The organism is Nonomuraea fuscirosea, from assembly GCF_035917475.1.
Lineage (GTDB): Bacteria > Actinomycetota > Actinomycetes > Streptosporangiales > Streptosporangiaceae > Nonomuraea > Nonomuraea fuscirosea.
This window is the reverse complement of record NZ_CP109074.1, coordinates 648473-671325: the sequence shown is the minus strand read 5'-3', so window position 1 is coordinate 671325 and position 22853 is coordinate 648473. Positions and strand designations below refer to the sequence as shown.

20 protein-coding genes are annotated in these 22853 nt (G+C 68.7%); 11 read left to right on the top strand and 9 right to left on the bottom strand.

Annotated features, from left to right (window positions below; translation table 11 throughout):
• Window positions 1–71 precede the first annotated feature (71 nt).
• Window positions 72–476, top strand: coding sequence for a hypothetical protein (locus OIE67_RS03135; RefSeq protein WP_326636453.1), 405 nt, complete (start codon window positions 72–74; stop codon window positions 474–476).
• Between the two features lie 149 nt (window positions 477–625).
• On the opposite strand, the gene OIE67_RS03130 is transcribed toward OIE67_RS03135, so the two are convergent.
• Both OIE67_RS03130 and OIE67_RS03125 read right to left on the bottom strand, forming a co-directional pair.
• Window positions 626–1039, bottom strand: coding sequence for a hypothetical protein (locus OIE67_RS03130; protein WP_326636451.1), 414 nt, complete (start codon window positions 1037–1039; stop codon window positions 626–628).
• Between the two features lie 110 nt (window positions 1040–1149).
• On the bottom strand, window positions 1150–1446 hold the full coding sequence (locus tag OIE67_RS03125) for a hypothetical protein (protein ID WP_326636449.1): 297 nt from the start codon (window positions 1444–1446) through the stop codon (window positions 1150–1152).
• Window positions 1447–1604: 158 nt separating this feature from the next.
• Between OIE67_RS03125 and OIE67_RS03120 the strand changes: the two genes are divergently transcribed.
• Window positions 1605–1907 carry a hypothetical protein gene (locus OIE67_RS03120; RefSeq protein ID WP_326636446.1) on the top strand — a complete coding sequence of 101 codons (303 nt, stop codon included), beginning with the start codon at window positions 1605–1607 and terminating at the stop codon, window positions 1905–1907.
• A gap of 997 nt (window positions 1908–2904) precedes the next feature.
• Here the strand turns inward: OIE67_RS03120 and OIE67_RS03115 are convergent.
• Window positions 2905–3486 carry a hypothetical protein gene (locus OIE67_RS03115; protein ID WP_326636444.1) on the bottom strand — a complete coding sequence of 194 codons (582 nt, stop codon included), beginning with the start codon at window positions 3484–3486 and terminating at the stop codon, window positions 2905–2907.
• A 193-nt stretch (window positions 3487–3679) separates the two neighbouring features.
• Between OIE67_RS03115 and OIE67_RS03110 the strand changes: the two genes are divergently transcribed.
• Entirely contained in the window at window positions 3680–4273 is a 594-nt protein-coding gene (locus OIE67_RS03110) for a TetR/AcrR family transcriptional regulator (protein WP_326636442.1), read from the top strand.
• A 109-nt stretch (window positions 4274–4382) separates the two neighbouring features.
• Here the strand turns inward: OIE67_RS03110 and OIE67_RS03105 are convergent, their stop codons facing one another.
• Window positions 4383–4523, bottom strand: a complete 141-nt coding sequence (locus OIE67_RS03105; RefSeq protein ID WP_326636440.1) for a hypothetical protein — start codon at window positions 4521–4523, stop codon at window positions 4383–4385.
• Window positions 4524–5261: 738 nt separating this feature from the next.
• Here OIE67_RS03105 and OIE67_RS03100 point away from each other — a divergent pair.
• The 5 genes from OIE67_RS03100 to OIE67_RS03080 all read left to right on the top strand — a co-directional run bounded on the left by OIE67_RS03100 (window position 5262) and on the right by OIE67_RS03080 (window position 10042).
• Complete coding sequence (locus OIE67_RS03100) at window positions 5262–5762, top strand: hypothetical protein (protein WP_326636438.1); 501 nt, start codon at window positions 5262–5264, stop codon at window positions 5760–5762.
• Between the two features lie 312 nt (window positions 5763–6074).
• Window positions 6075–6266, top strand: coding sequence for a hypothetical protein (locus OIE67_RS03095; protein WP_326636436.1), 192 nt, complete (start codon window positions 6075–6077; stop codon window positions 6264–6266).
• A gap of 607 nt (window positions 6267–6873) precedes the next feature.
• Entirely contained in the window at window positions 6874–7053 is a 180-nt protein-coding gene (locus OIE67_RS03090; RefSeq protein ID WP_326636435.1) for a hypothetical protein, read from the top strand.
• Between the two features lie 146 nt (window positions 7054–7199).
• A complete protein-coding gene (locus OIE67_RS03085; protein ID WP_326636433.1) occupies window positions 7200–8726 on the top strand; it encodes a M20/M25/M40 family metallo-hydrolase in 1527 nt (508 codons plus the stop codon).
• A 968-nt stretch (window positions 8727–9694) separates the two neighbouring features.
• Complete coding sequence (locus OIE67_RS03080) at window positions 9695–10042, top strand: VOC family protein (RefSeq protein WP_326636431.1); 348 nt, start codon at window positions 9695–9697, stop codon at window positions 10040–10042.
• Window positions 10043–11047: 1005 nt separating this feature from the next.
• Here OIE67_RS03080 and OIE67_RS03075 read toward each other — a convergent pair.
• The 3 genes from OIE67_RS03075 to OIE67_RS03065 form a co-directional block, all read right to left on the bottom strand.
• The gene (locus tag OIE67_RS03075) at window positions 11048–11218 is read right to left on the bottom strand and encodes a hypothetical protein (RefSeq protein ID WP_326636429.1); all 171 of its coding nucleotides are present in this window, start codon (window positions 11216–11218) and stop codon (window positions 11048–11050) included.
• A 511-nt stretch (window positions 11219–11729) separates the two neighbouring features.
• Window positions 11730–12326, bottom strand: a complete 597-nt coding sequence (locus OIE67_RS03070) for an RICIN domain-containing protein (protein WP_326636427.1) — start codon at window positions 12324–12326, stop codon at window positions 11730–11732.
• A gap of 540 nt (window positions 12327–12866) precedes the next feature.
• Complete coding sequence (locus tag OIE67_RS03065; protein WP_319709458.1) at window positions 12867–13070, bottom strand: hypothetical protein; 204 nt, start codon at window positions 13068–13070, stop codon at window positions 12867–12869.
• On the opposite strand from OIE67_RS03065, the gene OIE67_RS03060 reads away from it, so the two are divergent.
• Window positions 13060–15876 carry an AfsR/SARP family transcriptional regulator gene (locus OIE67_RS03060; RefSeq protein ID WP_326636425.1) on the top strand — a complete coding sequence of 939 codons (2817 nt, stop codon included), beginning with the start codon at window positions 13060–13062 and terminating at the stop codon, window positions 15874–15876. The genes OIE67_RS03065 and OIE67_RS03060 overlap by 11 nt on opposite strands.
• Before the next feature lie 50 nt (window positions 15877–15926).
• On the opposite strand, the gene OIE67_RS03055 is transcribed toward OIE67_RS03060, so the two are convergent.
• Window positions 15927–16841 carry an alpha/beta hydrolase gene (locus OIE67_RS03055; RefSeq protein WP_326636423.1) on the bottom strand — a complete coding sequence of 305 codons (915 nt, stop codon included), beginning with the start codon at window positions 16839–16841 and terminating at the stop codon, window positions 15927–15929.
• Between the two features lie 868 nt (window positions 16842–17709).
• Here OIE67_RS03055 and OIE67_RS03050 point away from each other — a divergent pair.
• Together OIE67_RS03050 and OIE67_RS03045 are read left to right on the top strand one after the other, a co-directional pair.
• Window positions 17710–19599: a sensor histidine kinase gene (locus tag OIE67_RS03050; protein WP_326645194.1), complete on the top strand. Its 1890-nt coding sequence runs from the start codon at window positions 17710–17712 to the stop codon at window positions 19597–19599.
• A 127-nt stretch (window positions 19600–19726) separates the two neighbouring features.
• The gene (locus OIE67_RS03045) at window positions 19727–20332 is read left to right on the top strand and encodes a response regulator transcription factor (protein WP_319709448.1); all 606 of its coding nucleotides are present in this window, start codon (window positions 19727–19729) and stop codon (window positions 20330–20332) included.
• 23 nt (window positions 20333–20355) lie between these two features.
• Here OIE67_RS03045 and OIE67_RS03040 read toward each other — a convergent pair whose 3' ends face one another.
• Window positions 20356–22221, bottom strand: a complete 1866-nt coding sequence (locus tag OIE67_RS03040) for a DJ-1/PfpI family protein (RefSeq protein WP_326645191.1) — start codon at window positions 22219–22221, stop codon at window positions 20356–20358.
• Window positions 22222–22853 lie beyond the last annotated feature (632 nt).

The window sequence follows — 22853 nt, the reverse complement described above, 5'->3', positions numbered from 1 at the left end:
CCGCCGGGCGCCGTCCCCTGCGCCCGGCGGCCCGTCACTCTTTCGAGATCCCCGGACAACAGGAGAGCAACATGTGGAGACGACTGTCTCTGTTCTGTGCGGCCGTGCTGACGGCTATGGCGGGTCTGCAGGGAGCCGGCGCGGCGCAATCCGCCGCCCTGGCGCCCACGAGGGAGGCGTGCCGCAATCTCGGTAACGGCAACCTGTGCATCCGGGTCGCGCCGACCAGCAGCCTCGCGGCGAAGATCACGGTCTGGTACGACAAGAACGCCGGCGCCAAGCGCTATATCAGGCTGCGGTACTACAGTCCCGGACAGGTCGGCTGGGACGACGGCGCCTTCTGGATCTCCACGGGCCAGGTGAAGGGGTACATCTGGTATGACCAGCCTCTCACCCAGGGCTGCTTCATCGGCCAGTTGCAGGACCTCACCGATGGCGGGCTCGGCGTGACGAGCGGAGGCTACGTCTGTTACTGACCGTGACTCGCACCACCGCTGGGGAGACGGGCTGACCCGGCACACCGACCTGGGCAACAGAAAGCACCGCCGGATCCCGAGGGGGGGATCCGGCGGTGCTTGCCGTCCGCGGCCGTGAGCCGCGGCCGGTCACGCCGCCCGGATGGGCGCTATCGGGCCAGTCTCGTACACGTTCCCGTGGTCCCCCGGAATCCGGTGCAAACCTTGAACGGGCCGGACCAAACGGTGGTGGGGGTGTTGTGCCAGCCGCGCCCGCTGGTAGCAACCTTCGGGTTGACCACGTTCTGCCCACGGCTGTCGCGAAGCGAGACGTTCGCGCCGTTGCTCAGCAGGGCCGCGCCATGGTAGCCGCGCTTGGTGCCCCCGGTGCCGTTGCAGTACCACAACCGGACAGTGTCGCCGTTGGCGCTGGCTGCCTTCCTGCACGGCGCGGCAGTCGCCGCGCCGGACTCGGCGGTGACCGCCTGAGCTGGTGCCGTACCAAGCAGCGTCACGGTCAGGGCGCCGACCGCCATGGCACTGACCCTGGCCGCCCAGGCCCCACGTTCCACGGCTGCGTTCATGAATCCTTCTCCTCGTTCGGCTACTTCTGCATCGTCAGCCTCGCAGGCCACGGTTTCATCCTGGCTTCATGACGGGCCGACGGAGGTTCGTGCCAAGGTCGCGCCGCGATTCAACCGACGGCGAAAGGCGAGATGAGCGGCGAGTGTGCCGCGCTGTCGTCGTGACGGCGGATCTCGTCCAGGATCTCCTCAGCACCGCGCCGGCACCGGCCCGCCTCAAGCGGTTGGCCGGCGGCCTGGTAGGTGTCGCGTTGCGTCTCGCGGAACCAGTCGAGGCACCGCTCGGCGTGGCGCGACCCGGCCGCTCCGCGGCTGGACCTTCTGGTACGTGCGGTGGCGGGCCGGACCAGCCCTCCGGCCAGGAGCGGCTGTTCTGGCAGGCCGCCTGTCGTGGCGAGGGCGAGCACGACGGGACGCCGACAGCCCGCGTTCGGCGGCCAAGCCGAGCTGACACCGGTTTGAAGTCGATCGCCGCAACCATGGAGGCATGTCGCGCCCGTCGATCGCCAGACATCGGGAGGCGGATGTGTCAGCGCCGGCATGTGCCCTAAACAGGAGGTTTTTCATGCGCATCATTGCTCGTTATGCCATCGCGGTGGCGGCCGCCTCAGCGCTGGCGATCGTGGCCACGCCGGCCGTGGCGGCGACCGGCCAGCTCGGTCTCCGGGGGCCGGAAGGCAGCCTGGTGGTCCAGAACCCGAAGGCCGGGTGCATCAACACCGCCTTCGCCATCTCCCAGGTAGCCAACCACACCAACGCGCCCGTCACCGTCCACACCGAACCCGGATGCGCCGGCGCCGGGCTGGTGGTCGCACCGGGCAGCACCGTCTCGGTCGGGACCCGTCACAGCGTGAGGGTGCTGTCCTGACCGTCACCGCTCCTGCCGACCGCCGCGAGCCCCGATGGGTCCGGACTCGCGGCGGTCGCGCGGAGTGATCGGAGAAGTACTTCCGAGGACCGGCTGCCTGCGTCGGTCGACACCGACTGTCACTCGGCTCTGCCGTCCGGAGCCCTTCCGACCGGTGCAGGGACCTCGCGAGCTCGGCCAGGGACCGGCGCTGCTCGGGCACTGCCCGCCCGCCGTGGTCAAGGCCGTGACCGCGCAGGTGTCGCGCGGCATCCTGTTCTCCGCCCAGCACGCGCTGGAGGTACGGGTCGCCGAACGCCTGTGCGCGATGGTCTCCCTCGGCCGAGCGGGTCCGCTTCAACACCGTCGGTTCCGAGGCCGTGCACGCCGAACTGCGCCTGGCCCGGGGACACACCGGCCGGCCCATGATCCTCAAGTTCGAGGACCACTACCACGGCTGGCTCGACCCGTCCTCTACAGCGCAACCCGATCCGTCACTCCCGGGCCCGGCCGGAGCCCCCATCCCGGTGCCCGGCACGCTCGGTCGGCCCCTCGCGGCCGGCCTGATCATCGCGCCATGAAACGACCTGGTCGCGCTGTCGGAACTGATGGACCGTCACACCGGCCGCATCGCCGCCGGAGTATGCGAACCCGTAACTGGTCGAAGGATCCGGCCCCCTCTTCCACACCTACCTCACCAAAGCCGCCGCCATCAGAAACTACCGCCACTTGGCGCAACCGACCGCGCCATGATGAGCGCCCGCACGCAGCACTCCTGGACCGCGGAGTGAACATCGCGCCACGCGGACTCTGGTTCCTCTCCACCACCCATACCGCCACCGACATCGAATTCACCATCAACGCCTTCGGCGACGCGCTCACCTCACTCCCACCCGACTGAACCTCCACCCGTCGGGCGGATGAACCAACCGCCGCGCAGCCCCGCCGGCATCGGCATGGCCCGGGACGGCACGCGCCCCGGGCCGCGCCGCCTGTGCGGGCCGCAACACCGGGCGGCTCAGGTCGAGCGGCGCCGCGCCAGCCATATGGCGGCCGCGATGATCCACGCCAGCGCCGTGAAGCGGCCCAGCGGCAGCAGAAAGGCGACGGGAGTGGCGATCAGAGAGGCGACGGATGCCAGCGACACCACGCCCGAGATCGCTCCCAGCAGCGTGAGCGCTCGGGGCGCGGCCCCGGCCAGGCCGATGGTGCCTGCGCCGACGAGGATCCCAAGAAAAAGCACGTGGATGCTGCCGCCGGACAGGAACGTGAGCAGGTGTAGCGCGCGCAGCGCCTCGCCCGTGAGGCCGCCGCCGGAGACGAGCGCGATGTCGCACATGGCGGAGATCAGCAGGAACACCGCCGCAATCACGCCCGCGTGCTGGACCACCATCCGGTGCAGGGCATCGGGCAGAGCCCTGGCCAGCGCCGTCGTGAAGATCGTCAGCGGGATCGCCGCCAGCGTGTGCAGCAGCCCGAGCCCGAGCACCGCGCTGCCGCTGGCGGCGAAGTAACCGGTGATCGCCGCCTGCGTATCGTAAGGGGAGGGGAAGGTCCGGCTGCCCAGCACCATGGACAGGATCAGGCCGCCGATGAACATCCCGGCGAAGCTGATGCCCGCCAGTAGCCATCGGCCGGGTGCCCCTGACGGCGTGGCCGTCGCGGTGGGCAGAGCGGTGTCGTGCATAACTAGCCTCCGAACGCTTGGGAAACGACTCGTGTCGTTTCTCCATGGTGCGCACAGGGACACCCCTTGTCAATACGACACGTGTCGTTTCTGCTAGACTGCGCTCATGCCGAAACCACCCGATACCCAGCGACGCAGCGAGCGGAGCCGGGTGGCGATCCTTACGGCGGCGCTGGAGCTGTGCGCCGAGCACGGATACGGGAACGTGACGGTGGAGGCCATCGCGGCCAGGGCGGGGGCCAGCAAGAAGACGATCTACCGCTGGTGGCCGTCGAAGGGCGCCGTCGTCCTGGAGGCGATCGTGACCAACGCCCAGGCCGGGACACCCTTCCCCGACACCGGCGACATCACCGCCGACCTCCGCGTCCAGATGACCGGTGTGATCGAGGTCCTGACCAGCCCGCAGATCGGTTCGGCCTACACCGGGCTCATCGCCGAGGCGCAACATGACGCCACGCTCATGGAAGCGCTGGTCGGCCAGCTGATCCGGCCGAGAGTGGACGTGGTCATCGGGCGGCTCCGCCAGGCACAGGAGCGGGGCGAACTGCGCGAGGACGCGGACCTGCGACTGGTCACCGAGCTGCTGTACGGGCCCATCTACTACCGGATGCTCCTCCACCTGGGATTGCAGTCCTCCGACCGCATCCAGTCGCTGATCGACTACGTGATCAGGCCCCTCATGCTCCGGCCCAGCCGCTGAGCCGCCGCCCGCAGCCGGACCGGTCCGCGCAGACAGCGCAGGCGAGATGCACGGCCTGCGGACGCAGGATCCAGCAGCCGGGCGGCCTCCGACGGGTGAGGCGAGGCCGTCACACCCGCCACGGCGGCGCGGGCGATGTCCGGCCGGGGTGGACCGCGAGCACCTGCAGGGACTCCTCCACCAGCAGAACGGCGTGGATACCCCGCAACCCGGGAGAGGGGGCGATGCCCAGGTCGACCCATCGCTCCACGGTACGAGCCCAGGCTGACCGGCAGGTCGTCACGCCAGACCTCGGATGGCCCCAGAAGGGCGACTCGCAGGTCCGGCCGCGAGGACGGCGGGCCGGGTGGGTTCGCTGGTGTCATGTCCCCGGAGTCGCCAAGAAGGCGGCAGAGCGGGCCAGGCCGCCGCAGGACATTGCGAGGACATCGTGGCCGGACCATGTCGTGGCGCACACTGAACGCCGGACACCGTGATCCGCACGCGCCGTGGCGCACACCGGGCGCCGGCGCCGGCGCGCGGATAACGCCGAGATCACGGCGCATTCCGCCGAACCCGGCCGGATTTCCGGTCATGCACCCGGTCTCGTATTCCGCCGGGCCTATTCACGAATAGCGTGCGGCGCAGCGATCCGGCGCCGATGGTGAAAGGTGAAGCCGGTATGACGCACCGCATCCTTAGGCTATAGGCCGCTGCGACCTTTTGACGCGGTGCGAAACATTCTTGCTGCGCTCGGCGGGCCGTGCTGACGGATCCACACCGCGATACCGGCGCCGGCCGAAAAGACGAAATCCCGCACGCGTGTCGGCCTCGCACCCCGCGGCATCGCCGCAGATACGCGCAGCAGAATCCCGCCTTTGCGCCGAACGTGACGCACTGTTCTTCATCACCACAGGAGTCAGACATGAATTCAGGGCGGCACCGTAACCTATCCGCCACGCCGCAACGCGAGCCGGGACAATACGCGGTTCCAGCGGCCCGTAAACCGGTGCTGCTGTCCATCGCGACCGGCTGGAGCGCGCTGATCGGCTGCCTCTACGTCTACAGCGGCATCAACGGGCTGGTCAGCGCGAAGGACAGCCTGGTGGCCTACATCGCGGGCGCGAGCATCGGCGACATGACGAGCAACCAGCTCGCCTCGCTCGCCGCCGACCCGGAGGTCGCCGCGGCGGTCGACGACCGTTACGAGATCATCGCCACCAAGGCCGTTTCCGTACTGATCGCGGGCGTGACCATCGTCCTGCTGACCTGGCTCGCCCGTCACGCCGCCACGTGGGCGCGGGCGCTCGTCCTGGTCGCCACGTTCGTGGCCATGGTGCCGGTTGTGGTGCTCCTGGCGGAGAACACCGGTCTGGCCGTCAACAAGGTCCTGCCCACCGGGACCTGGATAGCGGCGTTCTGCGCCGTCCCGCTCAGTTTCGCCGTGTACGTGCTGTTCTTCCTACCGCCCATCAACCGGTACGCCAGGGCACTGCGAGCGGCGCGTTGAGTGGTTCGTCCAGCACCCACCCCAAGCGGCCCGGCACGGACGGGGCCGCCGCGAAGGCACGACATCCACGGAAGGACTCACATCATGTGCGCTTCGAACCGCGCTAGCCTTCTTGCCACCGGGCTCACAGCCGCTTTCCTGTGGGGCGGCCTCGCCGCGTGCGGCGGCTCCGCCGGGGCCGGCGACGGGCAGGCCGCCGCCTCCCCTGGCCCCACCGCGTCGGACACGCCACGGCCGCGGAAGAAGGCGACCAGCGCACGGCCGACGCCGCCCTCTGACGGAGGCATCAGCAAGACCGCTCTCCTGCGCAAGATGCGCAAGGACCCGGAGCTGCAGGGGCTACCCGACACGTACGTCACCTGCATGGCGGACCTCGCCATGAAGTACGGCGACAAGAAGGACCTGCGACGCTACATCAACGGCGCGATCAAGTCCGACGACATCAAGGGCCTGACCCCGTCGAACAAGCGCTTCTGGAACGAGGCGGACAAGTGCGTGCAGTGACCGCCCGGCGGTCCGGGGCAGTGCCACCAGCCGGGGCGTGACCGGCCAGCCGTCGTATCGGGGGACGCGGCCTGCGCGGAGTGAAGCGGGACTGAAGCCGGCACTTGCTAGGTTTCCGGCGTTCGTCCAAGATCCTTCACTCCCGGTCATGGAGGTTGTCCATCTTGTCGTTACCAGGTGGGTCAGGACGCGGGCACGACGGGTCGCGCCCACATCACGGAGGACGCACTCGTCCGCTGCCGGCGGCGATCGCCGTGGCACTCACCGCGGGCGCGCCGGCGGGCGGCGTTCCCGCGCACGCTGCGTCGGCTCGATCAGCGGCGGCACCGGCCGCCCTCTACCTGGTGCAGTTCGACGCCGCCCCGCTCGCTACGTACGCCGGCGGGGTGGGCGGTATCGACGCCACCCGGCCCGCGCCGGGCGGCAGGCTGGACCTCGGGTCCAGGCAGTACACGGCCTATTTGCCACCTACGCCCCCGACGTCCCGGCCGGCACCGACCTCAACCTGTACGTCTACCGCGACGGCGCCCTAGCCGGACGCAGCCTGGGGCTCACCGCCGAGGAGGCGTTCACGGCCACCACGGCCGACCGCTACGAGGTGTACGTCGTGCGGTATGCCACGGCCGAAGGGGTGTCCGAGCAGGACGTGGGGCTGAACGCCTTCGTGGCCGCACCCGCGTCCGCGGGCAACCTGACCGTGACCCCGGCCTCCGTCGCGGTGACGCCCGGCAGGCAGATGGAGCTGACGGACGCCTGGTCCGGACTCGGGCGCGCACCCGGTACCTGAGCGTCGTCGGGTACGGCGACGGCGCCGCGCCCCGCGGCACGATCCTCGTGTCCGTGGCCACGTGAGGCCGCTACCGCCGCGTCCTCTCATTTTGAGAAACACCGATGATCCCTCAGGAGGGACAGTTGCCCCGATTCTCCAGGTTTGTGGCGGCTTTTCTGACGCCGATGCTGGCGGCCGCGGTGGCCATCAGCTCTGCTCCCCCACCGGCCTCGGCCGCCGCCCCCGCCGGTGCCCCCGCGGATGTCGACACCGGCGCGCTCCGCAGCGCCATCACCCTCGACGGGGTCACCCGGCACGCGCGCGCCCTGCAGCGGATCGCGAGCGCCAACGGCAACACCCGGGCCTCCGGCACGCCGGGCTACGACGCGTCGGCGGACTACGTCAAGAAGGCCCTGACGGACGCCGGTTACCAGGTGACCGAGCAGGCCTTCACCTTCCCGTTCTACCGCGAGCTCGCGCCCGCCACGCTGGCGCAGACGTCGCCGAACCAGGTCACCTACCAGACGCTGGCCATGGATTTCTCCGGCAGCGGGGACGTCACCGGCCAGGTCGTGCCCACCAATGACGTACAGGTGCCGCCCGGCGCCCAGCCGAACTCCTCGACCTCGGGCTGCGAGCCCGGGGACTTCGCGCCGGTCGGCGCCGAGCCGCGGATCGCTCTGATCCAGCGGGGCACCTGCTCCTACGCCGTGAAGGTCGCCAACGCCGAGGCGGCCGGCTACGACGCGGTGGTCGTCTTCAACGAGGGCCAGGCCGGCCGCCAGGCGCTCGTGCCGGGCAGCCTGTTCACCCCGGCACACGTGCCGGTGGTGCTGCTCAGCTACGCCGACGGGGCCGCGCTGCACGCCGCGGCGCAGGCCGGGCCCACCGAGCTGCGCGTAGTCACCCGGACCGAGATCCGGCCCGACGCGGTGACGTCCAACATCATCGCCGACTCGCCGGGCGGCGACCCCGGCAACGTGCTCGTCGTCGGCGCGCACCTGGACTCGGTCACCGGCGGGCCCGGCGTCAACGACAACGGTTCCGGCGTCGCGGCGCTCGTCGAGATCGCCCGGCAGATGGCGGCCCTGAAGATCACGCCGCGGCAGAAGGTGCGCTTCACGTTCTGGGGCGCCGAGGAGTTCGGCAGCCTGGGCTCGCAGCACTACGTGGACAACCTGACCGACGCCCAGCTCGGCGCGGTCGCCGCCAACCTGAACTTCGACATGATCGGCTCGCCGAACTTCGCCCGGTTCGTCTACGACGGGGACGGCTCCGACTTCGGCGTGCCCGGCCCGAAGGGGTCGGGCGAGCTGGAGCGTATCTTCACCTCCTACTTCGAGGGGCGCGACCTCCCGCTGGCACCGACCGTCTTCGACTTCCGCTCCGACTACGTGCCCTTCTTCGACGCGGGCATCCCGACGGGCGGCCTGTTCAGCGGCTCGGAAGGCATCAAGACCGCGGCCGAAGTAGCACTCTTCGGCGGTGTCGCGGGCAAGCCGTACGACCCGTGCTACCACAAGGCGTGCGACACGATCACCAACGTCAGCAACACGGTGATCCTTGAGCTGACGCACGGGGCGGCGCACGCAGTCCTGACGAGCGCCCTGTCGCAGGACCTCGCACCCGCGCGGGCCGACCGGGCCTCCGCGCGCAAAACCGCCCGCCCGCTCCGCCCGACCGAGGGCTGACGATGGCCGGGTAGAGCCGGAGCGAGGCGGGCCGCTGGCCACCGGGCGCCCGCCTCGCTCCTCTCCGTTCGGAGCAACTCCTTCTCGGACAGGCCCCCACGACTCCTCAGCCAGGCTTGCACGACGGTCTCGGACAGACTGCACGACCTGTCGACGAGACATGCGCGACGCCTCGCGGCTCCGTATCTCTGCAGTGGCTGGCGTTGCAGCTCACGGCCCTGCTCCACGATCGTCTCCTCAATCCGCTGCCGCGCCATGGCCTCGCGCCGCGCCAGCTCCTCCAGCAACGAGCCCACCGTCACCCCTGCCTCACACTCTGCACTCACAGGAGAAGCGCTCAGGGACGCGCGTAGCCAGGACGCGGCAGGACAACTCGCTCGTTGAGCGTGCTCATGGTCTGCGACACGTTGCAGAGCCAAGACGCCTTGTTCCCTCGGCGTAGCCACCTTGGCCAGACTCGTCGCTCGATGATGCTGGCTGGTTACGGCCTGCGCCATCAGCTTGCCGTCCTGCGCCGCCAAACGAGGTCCGATGCGTGTCGATGCCGAAAACTCGACCACCCTATGCGACCTGGGAGTATTTGTGTATCCAGGCAGGCTCTTGCTGCCCCCGGCCGCTCAGCAAGTTCCGAGATCGCAGGATCGCTCGGCGCAGCCCGCTCGACACGATCCTGGAGCGCGCGGAGACTGCCGGGCTGCTTCGGCTAGCGGCCGGCAGCGGTCCGATTCGACCCACGTGCTCTTCGCCGTCGGCGTCGATCCGGCGGCCAGGTAGGCAAGCTTGGCCTGCGTCAAGCCCTCACCGGTCAGCCGCAGCCCGCCCGCAGGTGCTCGCGACAGGCTGCAACCGGCTCGGCGGCGTAGAAGGCTACACGCATGGCGCGGGCCGCGATGACTTTTGCGGACGCGCCGAGTCCATCCCTTGGAAGGCCCGGACCTCCCCGGTCCCGGCAGAGAGGAAGACGGACAATGACAGTAGGGATCTTCGCGGGCATTCCTGTCCGCGACTGCAAGAGCGCCGTGGAGTGGTACGCCAAGCTCCTTGGTAAAGAGCCGGCGTTCTATCCCAACGACATCGAAGCGGTGTGGCAGCTGGCCGAGGACCGGTACGTGTACGTCATCGAGGACGCCGCTCGCGTCGGAGGCGGAGTGGGCATGATCTGGGTGGACGACCCGGCGTCCGAGGTGGACCGGATCGCGGAGCGCGGGCTGCGGCCGGTGGACCTGGAACAGCATGGGAACGTCTGCAAGTGGGTCTTCCACGACGCCGACGGTAATGAGACGGGCATCGGAGGCGAGATCGCGCCCGCGCCCTGAGCCGGAGATCAGCCACTGACGCTTTGATCGCTCCACTCTGCCGGACGACCTCGCCGCCGGCGAGATGGACTGGGAATGCGCCGCGCCAGGTCCAGGCAAGCGCCCGCTGGGCGGGCCCGGCACACCCAGTCGGCGAGGTGAGGCTGATGACAGCCGGTGGGGTCGAAAAAGGCCTCGCTGCGCGCCCAGCCGACCTGGGCGATCGCGAACGCCCGAAAAGCCCTTCGAGGGCTACCGAGTCGATCTCGCGCAGCAGACCGGCTGCGGGTGTGCCCGGGGTCGGCCTGACACCACTGAGATGGGCGACCATGGCCCGTACCCGGGGTCCAATCCGAGGCATGTCCCGACACCGAACCGTCGACGTAGGAGTGTTTGATGGTGTTAGGTCCATGGGGGTGGAGGATGGCGAGACACGGCGCGCCATCGCGGTCCGGCGGCCCGTACCGGAACGCTTGAAGAACCGCGCATCGACGGGCAGATCTGTGTTCAGGCCGACGATCATCATTGTTCGCGGCGAACTCGGGATCCTTGCTGGTGGTCCAGGATCAGGTACGGCGCCATCTCATCCCTTCCTTCAGCAGGATCCGGCGGTTCTGGGAGCGGTGCACGTCGATCCCCGCGGTGCGGGCCGCGGCGGTGAGCGTGTCCAGTGTCCACACCGCCGGCCCGCTCTCCCCGGCGGCCCGCAGTTCACCCCGGTTTGCGGCCCGGCCCCGGCAGGCCGGCCAAGCCGTGGATCCCCTCGGCGGAGAATCGGCGAAGACGGCGCCGCACCGTGGCTGGATGGCAACGGGGCATGCCGGGCCCCGGCCAGCAGGCGAATTTGGTGCTCTTCCCGATCGTCTCGCGGTGGCCTGGCGCGTAACAACTTCGGCATGGCATAACCCCTCCTACCATGCACGATGTCTCTGCTCAGAACGACGAATCAGCGAGAAACTGCTTACCCGATGAGGAACGCGGCACTTGAAGGGTTGGAGCAACGCCAAGCCCGCTCTGCCCGACTAATTAGTCGACGGTGGCCGCACCTCCCTGGTCCACCTCGAACAGGCAGAACGCGGACACCAGATCACCGTGGTCGGACCGCTTCCGGGCACCCCCACCCACCAGAACCGCCAGGGTGAGGGTTTCGCCCGCGACGACATTCGCATCGACTTCGACCGCCAGGAAGCCACCCACAGGGCCAGGTCAGCAAGGGCCGGCACGGGCCCTTGTCCGGCATCCTCGCTGACCGCCGCCCCGTTGATCGTGGCCCGCTTCACCAAGGGCCAGTGCCAACCTGCCCGGTCCGAACCAAGTGCACCACCTCCCGCGACGGTGCGCGCAACGTGGGCTTTCCTCCGCGAGAACTACACGAACCACAGCTGCGCAATGCGCCGCTACCGCTACCGCTACCGCTTCCGCAGGCAAGCCAAGGCCACCTGCAACACATGCTCACCGCCATCGCCGTCAACGTCGAACGCCTCAGCCGGGGTTGAAGTAGGCCAGGCTGGTCCGCACCTTCAGCTTGCGTACCGGACCGCCGTCGAGGTCCGCGATCGCGGTGAACCCGCCGCGGTCGGCCAGCTCGGCCTTGTTGGTGAACGTGCGCGGCCCCTACACCACCGCGGCTCGTTCGCCGGACGCCGTCACGCGGATATTGCCGATCCACGTGTGAGCGGGCGCGCAAGTTCACTGCTCGGACGAAGGGTCAGGCGTTGTAGCGGAGCCAGGTCTGATGGGCCCGGCGGTGGCAGTCCCACTGAACGATCTTGGTGAGGTCGGCCAGCGAACCTCCCTGGACCTCCATGCAGTAGTGGGAGGCGTCGTTCACCTGCACGTTGGGGTAGGTACTGGTGTTGTACCAGACCTGGTTGTCCAGGCCGAGGTAGCAGTTGTACTGCAGGAGCGGCGCTCCCCGCGTCGCGCTCGGAATGGGCTCCAGGCACTTCCCGCTGTTGCCGTTAGCGATCAGGTGGAAGTCGATGGAGCCGTCGCCCTCGGTGTGCCAGAGGTACCACATTTGCGAGGTCCTGCCAGCGATACACCTGTACTGCACCGCCTGCGCGCCGCTGTCCTTGGAGGCACCCCGGATGTCCAGGCACCTGCCGCTGTTGAGGTTCCGGTACGTGTAGGGCCCGATCCACGAGCCCTGGAGCTGCACCCCGTCGTTGGTGACCGGTGGAGGCGGTGGCGCCGGTACGTCGTCTGTGGTGGCCGGGACCGCTTCGATCTGGGGGTCCGACGGCTGCGCGTTCGCCGTACCGGACAGGCCGCCGACTAACATGGCGACGGCTGAGATGAGCATGGCAATCTTTCTGACACGCAAGATGTGCCTTCCTCTCGTGCTGGGAGTGTTCAGACGAAATGGTCGCAGCGCAGAGGGTTGCCGGATAGGTATTCAACAGGACATCTGCCGGGCATTTCCGGTGTGGCCAGCAATTTTCGCGTCGCTGGCCGACGGACGAAGATCGCCCCGCGCAGGACTGCACCAGGCCCGGGCCGTCGGTCACGATGCCGCCGTTCTCCGGTTCGAGGAGGTGCGGCAGGGCCGCAACCGCTCCCGCGCCGCCGACCCGCTGCCCTGCACGACCGCGGCTACGTCACCCTCGCGCTCTACGTCAGCACACTGGCGCGCCGCCAGGAATTAGCGATTGCTCCGGGTGGCAGCACGAGGACATTCAGCGGACATCTGCGACATTCGGCGCCGTCCGCAGTGTCCCCTGCCCATTCATGCGGAACAATCTCATCACCGGCAACGATGGCAGCAAAGAGCCCTTTGGTGCCATCGTACATACCGGAGATCGCCTCAACGTATCAAAGGGGAGCGGGCGATCAGGGCGGGACATCATCGCCAGCGGGCGTGGATCGGCTCCGCGATGCCACCGTTGCCCAGCGGGTCGTCGCCTGACGGCTGCTTGCCCAGACGCGGATCGCGGTCGTCGACGTGCCGGTCAACACCACAGCCCAGCGCGCTTTCGACAAGGCCGGCGAGAGCGTGCCCGGACGAGCGCGCCAGAAGGCGTAGAAAGAAAGGTGTCGTGATCCCCATACGATTCTCGGTGCTCGGCCCTTTGGCAGTGGTCCGTGATGGGGTGAAGGTGCCCATCCCGGGCGGCAAGATCCGGACTCTGCTGGCGGCACTCCTGCTGCGGCCCAACCAGGTCGTCTCGTTCGACCAGCTCGCCGAACGGCTGTGGGGCCATGACCTGCCGCGCCACCCCCGCCGGGTCCTGCAGACCAACGTTGTGCGCCTGCGCCAATTCCTGGACCTCACCGACGTGATCTTCACCGAGCGGCACGGCTATCTCGCCCGCCTGGAGCCCGGCCAGCTCGACCTGCTCGAGTTCCAGCAGCTGATTCGCACGGCCGCCGGTGCGGCGACTCCCGCGTTGGAAGGGCGTCTCCTCCATGACGCCCTCGCCCTGTGGAGCGGGCCGGTGTGCGCCGATGTCGAGTCGGACGTGCTCGACCAGATCGACGTCCCCCCTCTCACCGAGCAGCGGTTGCAGGCCATCGAACGCCGCGTGGACATCGACGTCCAGTTGGGCGGGAGCGCCGCGCTCGTGCCGGAATTGCGCGCCCTCACCACCGAGCACCCGCTGCGCGAGCGGTTCTGGGCCCAGCTCATGACCGTCCTTTATCGGACCGGGCGGCAGGCCGATGCTCTTGAGGCGTACCGTACCGTGTCCCGCCTGCTGAAGGAGGAGGCCGGCATCGACCCCAGCGCCGAACTGCGCGAGCTCCACCAGAACTTCCTCACCCAGCAGTACGCGCTCCAGGAGCGCTCCCCTCTGCCTGCCTCGCGGAGTGATGACCCGCCCGCTGGGATCCGCGCGCCCAAAGGCCGGCCGAAAGCGAGAGAGGCTGGAGTGTCCACGGCGCCGCAAGCCCACGGCACGCAGGCGGCTTCGCTGGAGGAGGCGCCAGAGGTGGGCACGCTGATCCGCACCTGGCGAACGCGGGCCTTGCTGACGCAGGAGCAACTGGCGCAGCGGTCCGGACTGAATGTCCGCACCATCCGTCGGCTGGAAATGCACGCACAACACCGGCCGCGTACGGCTTCCTTGTCCCTGCTGGCCAAGGCGCTGAAGCTGGATGAGATGGAGGAGGCGCAACTGATCGCCTTGGCGCGGACCGCGAGCGAAGGCGCCGAGGCGGCGCCGAGTCGGGAGCCGTCGCCGAGCTCGATCACCGTACCCCGGCAGCTTCCTCTCGGCACCGCGTACTTCATCGGCCGGGACAAGGAGTTGTCGGCGTTGGACGCCACGCTCGCGGAGGACGGATGGGCCCGGCAGCTCGCCCCCCAGCTGGTGGTCGTCGTCGGATGCGCAGGTGTCGGGAAGACAGCGCTGGCCGTGCACTGGGCGCACCGTGTGATGGGCCGCTTTCCTGACGGCCAGTTGTATGTGGACCTGCGCGGGTTCGACGTGAGCGAGGACCCGCTCGATCCATCGACGGTGATCCGGGGCTTTCTGCACGCGTGCGGCGTTACCTCGCAACGCATTCCCGCCGATCCGGACGCCCAGTCGGCGCTGCTGCGCAGCACACTGCACGGCAAGCGGCTCCTGATCCTGCTCGACAACGCGCGCGAAGCCGCACAGGTGCGGCATCTGCTCCCGGGCGCCGGCGGCTGCCTCATCATCGTGACCAGTCGTAACCAGTTGTCCGGCCTGGTCGCGGCAGGCGCCACGCCGGTGGTCCTCGACCCGCTGCCCGATACCGACGCCCGGCTGCTGCTGTCGCAACGGCTCGGAGCCGCGCGTGTCGACGCGGATCCACGCGCACTCGACGAGATCGCCGTGTTGTGTTCCGGGCTGCCGCTCGCGCTGGCCATGGTGGCGGCCCGTGCGGCAATCCATGAGAGCTTCAATCTCGAAGCGCTAGCCGCGGAGCTGCGAGCCACGAACGACCGCCTGGACGCGCTGTCAGGAGATGACGGCTTCGCCGACGTCCGCACCGTGTTCTCCTGGTCATACCGGACCCTGAGTGTTGAGGCTGCACGCCTGTTCCGGCTCCTCAGCGTGCATCCGGCACAGGACATCGGCGTGCCGGCGGCCGCCAGCCTGGCAGGACTGCCGATCCGCAGGACGCGCCGACTCCTGGGCGAGCTGCGCGGCGCGCATTTGGTCTTCGAGCCCGCTCCTGGTCGGTATCTGCAGCACGACCTCGTACGGGCATACGCCGCCGAACTGGTGGCGAGCCAGGAGCTGTCCTCGGGGCGCACGGATCTGGAGAACCGCGTAGTCAGCCATTATGTCCATACCGGCCTGGCAGCATCGCGTCACCTGACCAGCCATCCGCAGAGTGCGGTCCAGGTCGATCCGCTTCCCGAGGGAGTTGATCCCCAGCCCATCGCCGGGTACGAGGAGGCGATGAACTGGTTCCGCGACGAGCACAAGACGCTGCTCACTCTCGTCACCCAGGCCATTGACAACGGGCACGACAGCCTGGTGAGTCAGATCACGGGCGTCCTCACCGACTATTTCCACCGCAGCGGGCACTGGCAGGACTGGGCGATCATCGAGCGTTTGGCGCTGGAGGCGGCCCGCCGCACAGGCGACATCGCCGCACAGGCTCGTGCCCTGCACATGCTCGCCAGGGCCACCGCCAGACTGGGCGACCACGAGGAGGCCTGTGAGCTACTCCTGCTCGCCATCAGGCTCTATCGCAGGCTGGGCGACCGGCTCGGCGAAGCCACCGTGCATCCCGACGCCGGTGAAGTCCGGCACAAGCTGCGGAGCCTGCCGCCTTCTCGTCTCCCGGGTCGCTCCCCTGTGCGGGAACGGTCCGGCGCCACCGGCTCGCCGGACGCCTGTGGATCACGGCATGCGCCGGCACAGCCGGTAAACGAGTAAGGCCGTTCGCCGGCCAGATCATGGCCTCGCGGGCTCATGACCGAGCTGGTTCAGGAGTTCGAAGACATCTTTCTCAGGAAGCTCGCAACGCGTGCCTGCCACTCGCGGGCCGAGGCCAGCACCGCGGTCATCTCGTGCGATCCATGGACATGCCCCGGCCAGCAGATCACTTCGGCCGGGACTTCGTCCCGTCTCAGTGCCTGGCCGTAGGCTTCGCCTTCGTCGCGGAGAATGTCGTACTCGGCCACCATGATCAACGCTGGTGGCAGGCCTGCCAGGTCGCTGGCGAGGAGTGGCGAGGCGTACGGGTGGCGGCGGTCCTCGGGGCCGCAGTACCTGTCGATGTTGGCGGCTAGTTCGTCCGGCGTCAGCACGAGCGCCTCAGCGGCGTTGGTCACCCGGCTCATCGTCAGGTCGAGCGTCGGGATCTCCAGGACCTGGACGATGAGCCGCGGCCCGCTCAGGTCGCGGGCCATGAGCGCGACCGCGGCGGCCAGGTTTGCGCCCGAGGAGTCGCCACCGATCGACAGCCGTGACGCGTCGGCGCCGAGCCGGGCGGCGTGCTCGGCCACCCACAGCAGCGCCGCGTAGCAGTCGAGGACCGGCACGGGAAAGCAGTGCTCAGGGGCCAGTCGGTGAGCGACGGAGAACACCACGCAGTTGGCGTCGGCCGCGAGACGGCCACAGACGGCGTCGCGGTGGGCGAGTTCACCCAGCCACCAACCGCCCCCGTGAATGTAGACGTGACAGGGCAGCGGCCCCATCCCGGCCGGCGTGTAGCTGCGAACCGTGATCTCGCCACCCTCCACCTGGACCAGGTGATCCCGTTGCGTCACTGCGGGCGCCGGTAGGGATACGGTGGCGGCGCGTTGATCCATCCCTCGATGGATCATGGCTCGCCGCTGGGCCACCGGCACCGACGCGTCCGCCGTGCGCGCGCGGTTCTCCTCGATGCGGGCCAGCATGGGGATGAGCTCAGGAAGTACGGGCACAGGTTCGGGCCTCCAGATTGACGTGACAGGCGTCCCTCGGATTGTTGGCCGTCGGGTGGAGCAATTTCCAGGGCAGCAACAGGCCGTTGGCGGGACATTTCATGCCAGGTGCGGGTGGAGCCGGGGGCGGCGGAAAAGTACCAGCTCACGCGCTGCTGGTCGGCGTCGCAGCAGGCTGTCCGGTACGTGCCGGCCGGACGGTCCGCGCCGCCGACGGTGTCAGGACTGTGATGGTAGGCGACGTCACCCTCGCTGACCAGAATGTCCTCGACACGCATCTCCGAGGTCAGGGGGATGTCGACGTAAGCGACGTGTCCCGGCCGCTGCCAGGTGAAAGCGTGCTTCTCAGTGACCGCGACCCGGCCATCCGCCGTGACCTCCGCCAGCACGGACGTCCCGGGAAGCGTGTAGCTCGGATCGTCGTGGGTCGCCGCCTGCGCGGCCGCACTGCCGGCGAGGAGCAGCGCACAGTGCGAGGATCACCCTCAGTAATTGACGCATTGTTTCCCCTACGCGTCATCTGAGCAGATTTCCGTGCTTCGAGCGTACGAGGGAAAGACCCGTCCATGCCGCTCGCCATCGGTGCGGGCTGACCGTGGCCGAGGAGATTCGCACCGCCACCAACTGCCGGAACACCACTCTTGTCGCTGGGCCACCATGAGTTCAACCGCTCCGCAATGCCCGCCAAATGTCCGGTTGCTGCCCTGAGGCGGCCACTTCTCATCGTAGAAAATGTACTGATTTGAAAGGTCGTGCGGATGTCTGATCCCCTTCGTCCGAAGGGCGTGGCATGCCGTGCCGTCACCGCGAAGAACGCTCGGGCGTGGTCTGGAGGCACGTGATGGGCGATGTGTCGCGGCAGGGCGAGCTGACGCCGACGGTCGCCTGGCTGTTCGCCCCGGCCTTCCTGTGCCTGGTGCTACCCGCCAGGTCGGCCGTGGCGGCGTACGGGGCTGGGCCGGTCGGCGTGGTGGCGGTCATGACGCTGTTCGTGCTGCCGTTGTCGTACGCGGTCCCGCCTGGCCGGGCGCTGTGGGCCCGTTGCCGTGATCCGCTGCTCGTCGTCCAGGCTGTCCTGACGTATGTGCCGTTCGTCGTGTTCGGCCAGGACTGGTTCGTGGGGCTGGCGGGACTGCTGGGCGGTCTGCTGCTGCTCACGGTGGGAGCGCCGGCCTCCTGGGTCCTGTTCGGCGCCGTCCTTCTGCTCGAAGGGATCCTGCGGGCCGACGGCTCGTGGTCGTTGACCATCTGGGCGCTGACGGGCCCGGCGAACATGGCTTTGGCGTTGTTCGGCCTGGTCCGGTTGGCCGACCTGGTCCACGATATGCATACAACCCAGGCCGAGCTGGTCGCCATGGCCGTTGCCCGGCAACGCCTTCGGGGGGCCGCGCTCCTGCGTGAGGCGATCGGGGACCGGCTCCAAGCCGTTACCGCACATGGCAAAGCCGCCTTGGCGTTGATCACCGACAGTCCGGGCCAGGCGCGTGACCGTCTCATCGAGGCGGCCGGCATTACGCGTCAGGCGCTCGACCAGGTCCGGGTGACGGTGGCCCGTGACGACCGCGCCCACGGCCCGCCGAAGGCCGGACGGGAAGGCGACACCGCCGACGGCATTCAGCACGGCATTCAGGGCGGCACCGTGGCGCCGCAGGTGGCCCGGATGGTGCTGGTGGTGGTGCTGTGCGCTTTCTCGGCCCAGACGCTGGTCAACGTACTGGAAACGGCGGCGGATGTAGCCGCCAAGGTCGGCGCGTGCACCGTCATCGTCACGGTGGGGGCGCTGCAGCTCCGGCACACCCGTGATCGCCGCGATGGTGTCCGCCCCCAGGGCTGGGTCTGGACTTTCACGGCTCAGACGCTGCTGAGCGTCGCGTCGGTCTGGGTCTTCGACGAGGTGAACCTGCTCGGCATGGCGGGATTCGCGGCGGGTTCGGCGATGCTGCTGGTTCCGGGCCGCTGGGCGTGGGCGGCATTCGGGGCCATCTCGCTCATGGCCGGGACGACGATGGTGGCCTACAGCACGTACGGACTCTACGACGCGGTGTATGCCGCGACAGGAACAGCGGCGTACGGCCTGGTGGTATACGGACTCTCGCGACTGACCGACCTGGCGCTCAGGGTGGAGACCGCTCACCGGGAACTGGCCGGCAACGCCGTGGTGCGGGAGCGGGCACGCGTCGCCAGGGACACCCACGACCTTCTGGGCCTGGGCCTGTCGGCCGTCGCACTCAAGTGCGACCTGGTTGTGCGACTCATCGACCGCGACGACGCCAGGGCCCGGCACGAACTGGAGCAGCTCCTGCGGATCATTGCCGAGTCCCGTGACGAGGTTCTGTCGGTAACTGAGGATGTGCGCGGTCATCTGTCCTTTCTCCATGAGCTCGCCACGGCCCGTGACGCTCTGGCCGCCGCCGGCGTCGAGGTTCGCACCGATCTGCCCGTTGTGCCGATCCCTCCTCCGATCGACGAGGTGCTGGCCACTGTGCTGCGCGAAGGCATCACCAACGTCCTTCGCCACGCGGCGGCCAAGTGGTGCGCCATCCGGCTGTCCGCCACGGACGAAGCCGTCCGGCTGCGCATCACCAATGACGGTGCCCGTCCCTCCGAGGCGGCCGGCACCGGCCTTGACAACCTCCGCGCACGAGTCGGTGCCCTCAGCGGGCGCCTCACCGCCGCGGACGATGGTGCGGGCCGCTTCGATCTGGCCGTGGAGATTCCGCTCGTTCTGTGAGCAGGGGCGGTGCCGGTGCCCACGGGTGCTACGTTGATGGCTGGCCGGCAGTGGGGACGGTGGTGGTGGCCTGGGCACCGGGCCGTAAGGTCGCAGCAGCCGTCGTGGTCGCCACGGGGAGGTGGAGATGATCCGGGTCCTGATCGCCGAGGACATGCGCATCCTGCGCGACACCCTGGTCGCCCTCCTGGAGTTGGAGGACGACCTCAAGGTCGTCGCCGAATTGAGTTCCGGTGAGGACGTCGTGCCCGCCGCGCTTGAGCATCGCCCCGATGTGGCCGTGATCGATATCGACCTGCCCGGTTCCGATGGGCTCACCGCCGCCGCCGAACTGCGTCGGCGGCTACCGCAGTGCCACACCTTGATCCTTACGGGCCTGGGCAGGCCAGGGACACTGCGCCGCGCACTCGCCGCGCAGGTGTCCGGGTTTCTGGTAAAAGACGCTCCAGCGCAGGAACTGCTCGACGCGGTACGCCGGGTTGCCAAGGGCGAGCGCGTGATCGACACGAAACTGGCTCTCGCCGCACTGGAGACCACCGAGAGCCCGCTTACTCCCCGGGAAGCCGAGGTGCTCAGGCGTCACGCAAACGGGGCCTCGGCGGCCGAAATAGCTGTAGAGGTGAATCTGACGTACGGGACCGTACGAAACTATCTGGCATCCGCGGTCACCAAGCTGGGCGCGCGCAACCGGGTGGACGCTGCGCGCATCGCTGATGAGGCCGGCTGGCTGTAGCCGGCCTGCGCCCACGTGATCGATCAGGGTCGGCAGCCACGCGCAGGGCCGTCACCGCCGTCCGCCGTCCGGAGAACGCGGGCCCGCCGAACCAGCCAGGCGGCGCCGAGGGCGGCGGCCAGTCCCGTCAGGCCCAGCAAGAGCGGGCGCAGGACCAGCGCCCATGGCCACCCGGGACCGGACAGCCCAAGCCCGTCGGCCGGGTACTCCAGGACCTTGGCGGCCCACCGCGCCGTAGGAACATCCATCGTGCGGGCGACATCCCGCAGTGCCGCGTCGAAGGCGAAGCCCGGCCGCGCCTGGAGGTACTCCACCGGCACACCTCCCCGTCGGGCGGCCTCGACTGCAGCCTGCGGATTCGCCGCCGCAGCGCCGCCGGGCACCAGCAACCGGTCAAATCGGACAGCAGCGTTCGCCAGGGTGTCCCGCGGGGTGAACGTCAGCCCATGGCGGGAGCGGATGGCGGCTCCATCCGGCGTGACCGCGACGGTACGCGCGGCCATCGAGTGCTCGGCATACGGGTCGAACGCAGCGGCCAGTTCAATCTCGCCGACGCCGTCGGTGAGCACAACACCCACGTTGGGAGCCTCCCAGCGGAAGCCCACGTTGAGCGTATGCAGGATGGCATCGCCGAGAGTCAGCTTCGACTGAGGGAGCGTAGCGGCCTTCCCGGGGGTGTAGTACCGCCAGCCGACGGACTCGGCGGCGGCCTGGGCGGAGTCGGCGCCGAGGAGCCGCTCGACCACGCGCAGTGTTCCGTCGACTGCCGACAACAGCCCGCCAGTGCTGATCACATCGCCGTCATCGACATATCGGATGCCGCGCTGCCAGTTCACCTCGGGATGGTCGCGCTCGAGCCGGGAAATCCAGTACCAGTGCGAGGCCGCGTCGCGCCCGTCGAGCAACCCGGCTTCGGCGACCAGTTGCGCGCCGGCACACACGCTCAGCAGCAACCCCTTACTCCCGGTGTCCCGAATCCAGGTGGTCACCATCGTACGGTCGGAGGCGTCTGAGTTCGGCATGGCAGGCACTACGGTCACGTCCGGGGCCGAACCACTCGTCAGCTGCCCCAACTGCGCGAAGCTGAGGTCCGGCACCAGATCCAGCCCACCAAGCAGAGGTAGCGGGCGGCGGTCCGGCGCGACAGTGTAGACGTTGAACCTTCCCGTGACGGCCAGGATCTCGTACGAGACGAGTGCGTCGGCGATGTTGGCACCACTGTTGCCGACGACGACCACGGCCGTGGGCTTGCCCGGATCGTACGCCGGCTGCGTCACGGTGGCTGTGGTCCTCTCAGGTTGGCTGTACTGGTTTCTCGCATAGGCCGCGGAGCCCGCTGTGTACGCGGCGCCGGGAACGAGCAGGAAGGCGAGCAGAACGGCCAGGCCGTAGCCGAGCTTCCGCACAGCCGGCCGGGCAGGGCCGTGGGCCATGCTGTATTCCTGACGGCGGCGGAGCATGACCATCAGCATGGCCGGCAGCATCAGCACGTGCAGCAGCATCATGAGCGCCCCGTCCGAAACCGCTCCCGCCCATAGCAGTGCCACCAGCACCACGAGCGGGGCGACCATGGCCGCCACCATCTCCAGGATGCTCCCCCAACTGTGCCGGCGGTAGCGCATCCATGCGGCCATGCCCAGCGACATGGTGAGCACCATTTCGCTCGCGCCGATCACCGGGTGATCGGCGTGGGAGTAATCCCACCCGACGGCACTGAGCACAATGCTCAGCGCCGCTCCCAAGGCCAGCATCCCGGCCAGCATCGCCACGACCATCTCCACGTAGTGCCAGGCGAAGCGCCACCAGCTTCCGCGGAGAGCGGTGTCGGCCCTTTCGACGGCCCGCACCCGGCCGGCCGAGGTGTCATGATCCAGTTCGGTGTGAGTCATCACACAGTCCCTCCTCCACGGGAACGGAAATCGCTCCTCTTCAGCGAATTGTCTGCTTGACAGGGAGAACCGGACCAGTGCCAGACGCACAACCTGCATATGGGTTCCGCAGCAGCTCGGGGATGCAAAATGCACAAACAGCCTTCCCTTCACCGGAAGAGAAAGCGGGGTGAACTTAAGGCGATACGAAACAGGCACCGTGCACGCCACCTGCCCACGATGGTCATGGAGAAGGCCCAGTACCTGTCAAAAGAGACCGGTCGTGGGGATGCCAGCCGCGGAGCTGAAGCATCGCATCCATCTCAAAGCGGAACCTATCGGACATGGCCAATGTTCGGGGCCGCGGACACCGCCATTCCGTCAGTCCACTCGCGTGAGATCACGTATTGCGGGGACCACGAGCAACGGACAGCAGACGACGAGGACCATGGCCGAGGCCGCGAGCAGCAACGGAACCGTCCCCAGCAGCAGGGCGAGAGGCCCATCCGGAAGCCGGATCAGGCCGGCACATGGCCGGTGCTGTCGCCAGTGCTGGGTCACCCGCATCGAGCTCGCCACCTGGGTACGCTCACCCCGATACAGTCCCAGAACGCGTCCACCGTGCCATGACCATCCAGGAATGCGATCCACCA

Bases quoted from the DNA above. Each gene is read 5' to 3' on its own strand.
- OIE67_RS03115 (WP_326636444.1), bottom strand. From the start codon at position 3,486: ATGTTCATCGGCGGCCTGATCCTGTCCATGGTGCTGGGCAGCCGGACC.
- OIE67_RS03095 (WP_326636436.1), top strand. From the start codon at position 6,075: ATGCGCAAGGACCCGGAGCTGCAGGGGCTACCCGACACGTACGTCACC.
- OIE67_RS03050 (WP_326645194.1), top strand. From the start codon at position 17,710: ATGGGCGATGTGTCGCGGCAGGGCGAGCTGACGCCGACGGTCGCCTGG.
- OIE67_RS03130 (WP_326636451.1), bottom strand. From the start codon at position 1,039: ATGAACGCAGCCGTGGAACGTGGGGCCTGGGCGGCCAGGGTCAGTGCC.
- OIE67_RS03055 (WP_326636423.1), bottom strand. From the start codon at position 16,841: ATGCTGGCCCGCATCGAGGAGAACCGCGCGCGCACGGCGGACGCGTCG.
- OIE67_RS03065 (WP_319709458.1), bottom strand. From the start codon at position 13,070: ATGGGGATCACGACACCTTTCTTTCTACGCCTTCTGGCGCGCTCGTCC.
- OIE67_RS03120 (WP_326636446.1), top strand. From the start codon at position 1,605: ATGCGCATCATTGCTCGTTATGCCATCGCGGTGGCGGCCGCCTCAGCG.
- OIE67_RS03045 (WP_319709448.1), top strand. From the start codon at position 19,727: ATGATCCGGGTCCTGATCGCCGAGGACATGCGCATCCTGCGCGACACC.
- OIE67_RS03110 (WP_326636442.1), top strand. From the start codon at position 3,680: ATGCCGAAACCACCCGATACCCAGCGACGCAGCGAGCGGAGCCGGGTG.
- OIE67_RS03135 (WP_326636453.1), top strand. From the start codon at position 72: ATGTGGAGACGACTGTCTCTGTTCTGTGCGGCCGTGCTGACGGCTATG.
- OIE67_RS03080 (WP_326636431.1), top strand. From the start codon at position 9,695: ATGACAGTAGGGATCTTCGCGGGCATTCCTGTCCGCGACTGCAAGAGC.
- OIE67_RS03070 (WP_326636427.1), bottom strand. From the start codon at position 12,326: ATGCTCATCTCAGCCGTCGCCATGTTAGTCGGCGGCCTGTCCGGTACG.
- OIE67_RS03040 (WP_326645191.1), bottom strand. From the start codon at position 22,221: ATGACTCACACCGAACTGGATCATGACACCTCGGCCGGCCGGGTGCGG.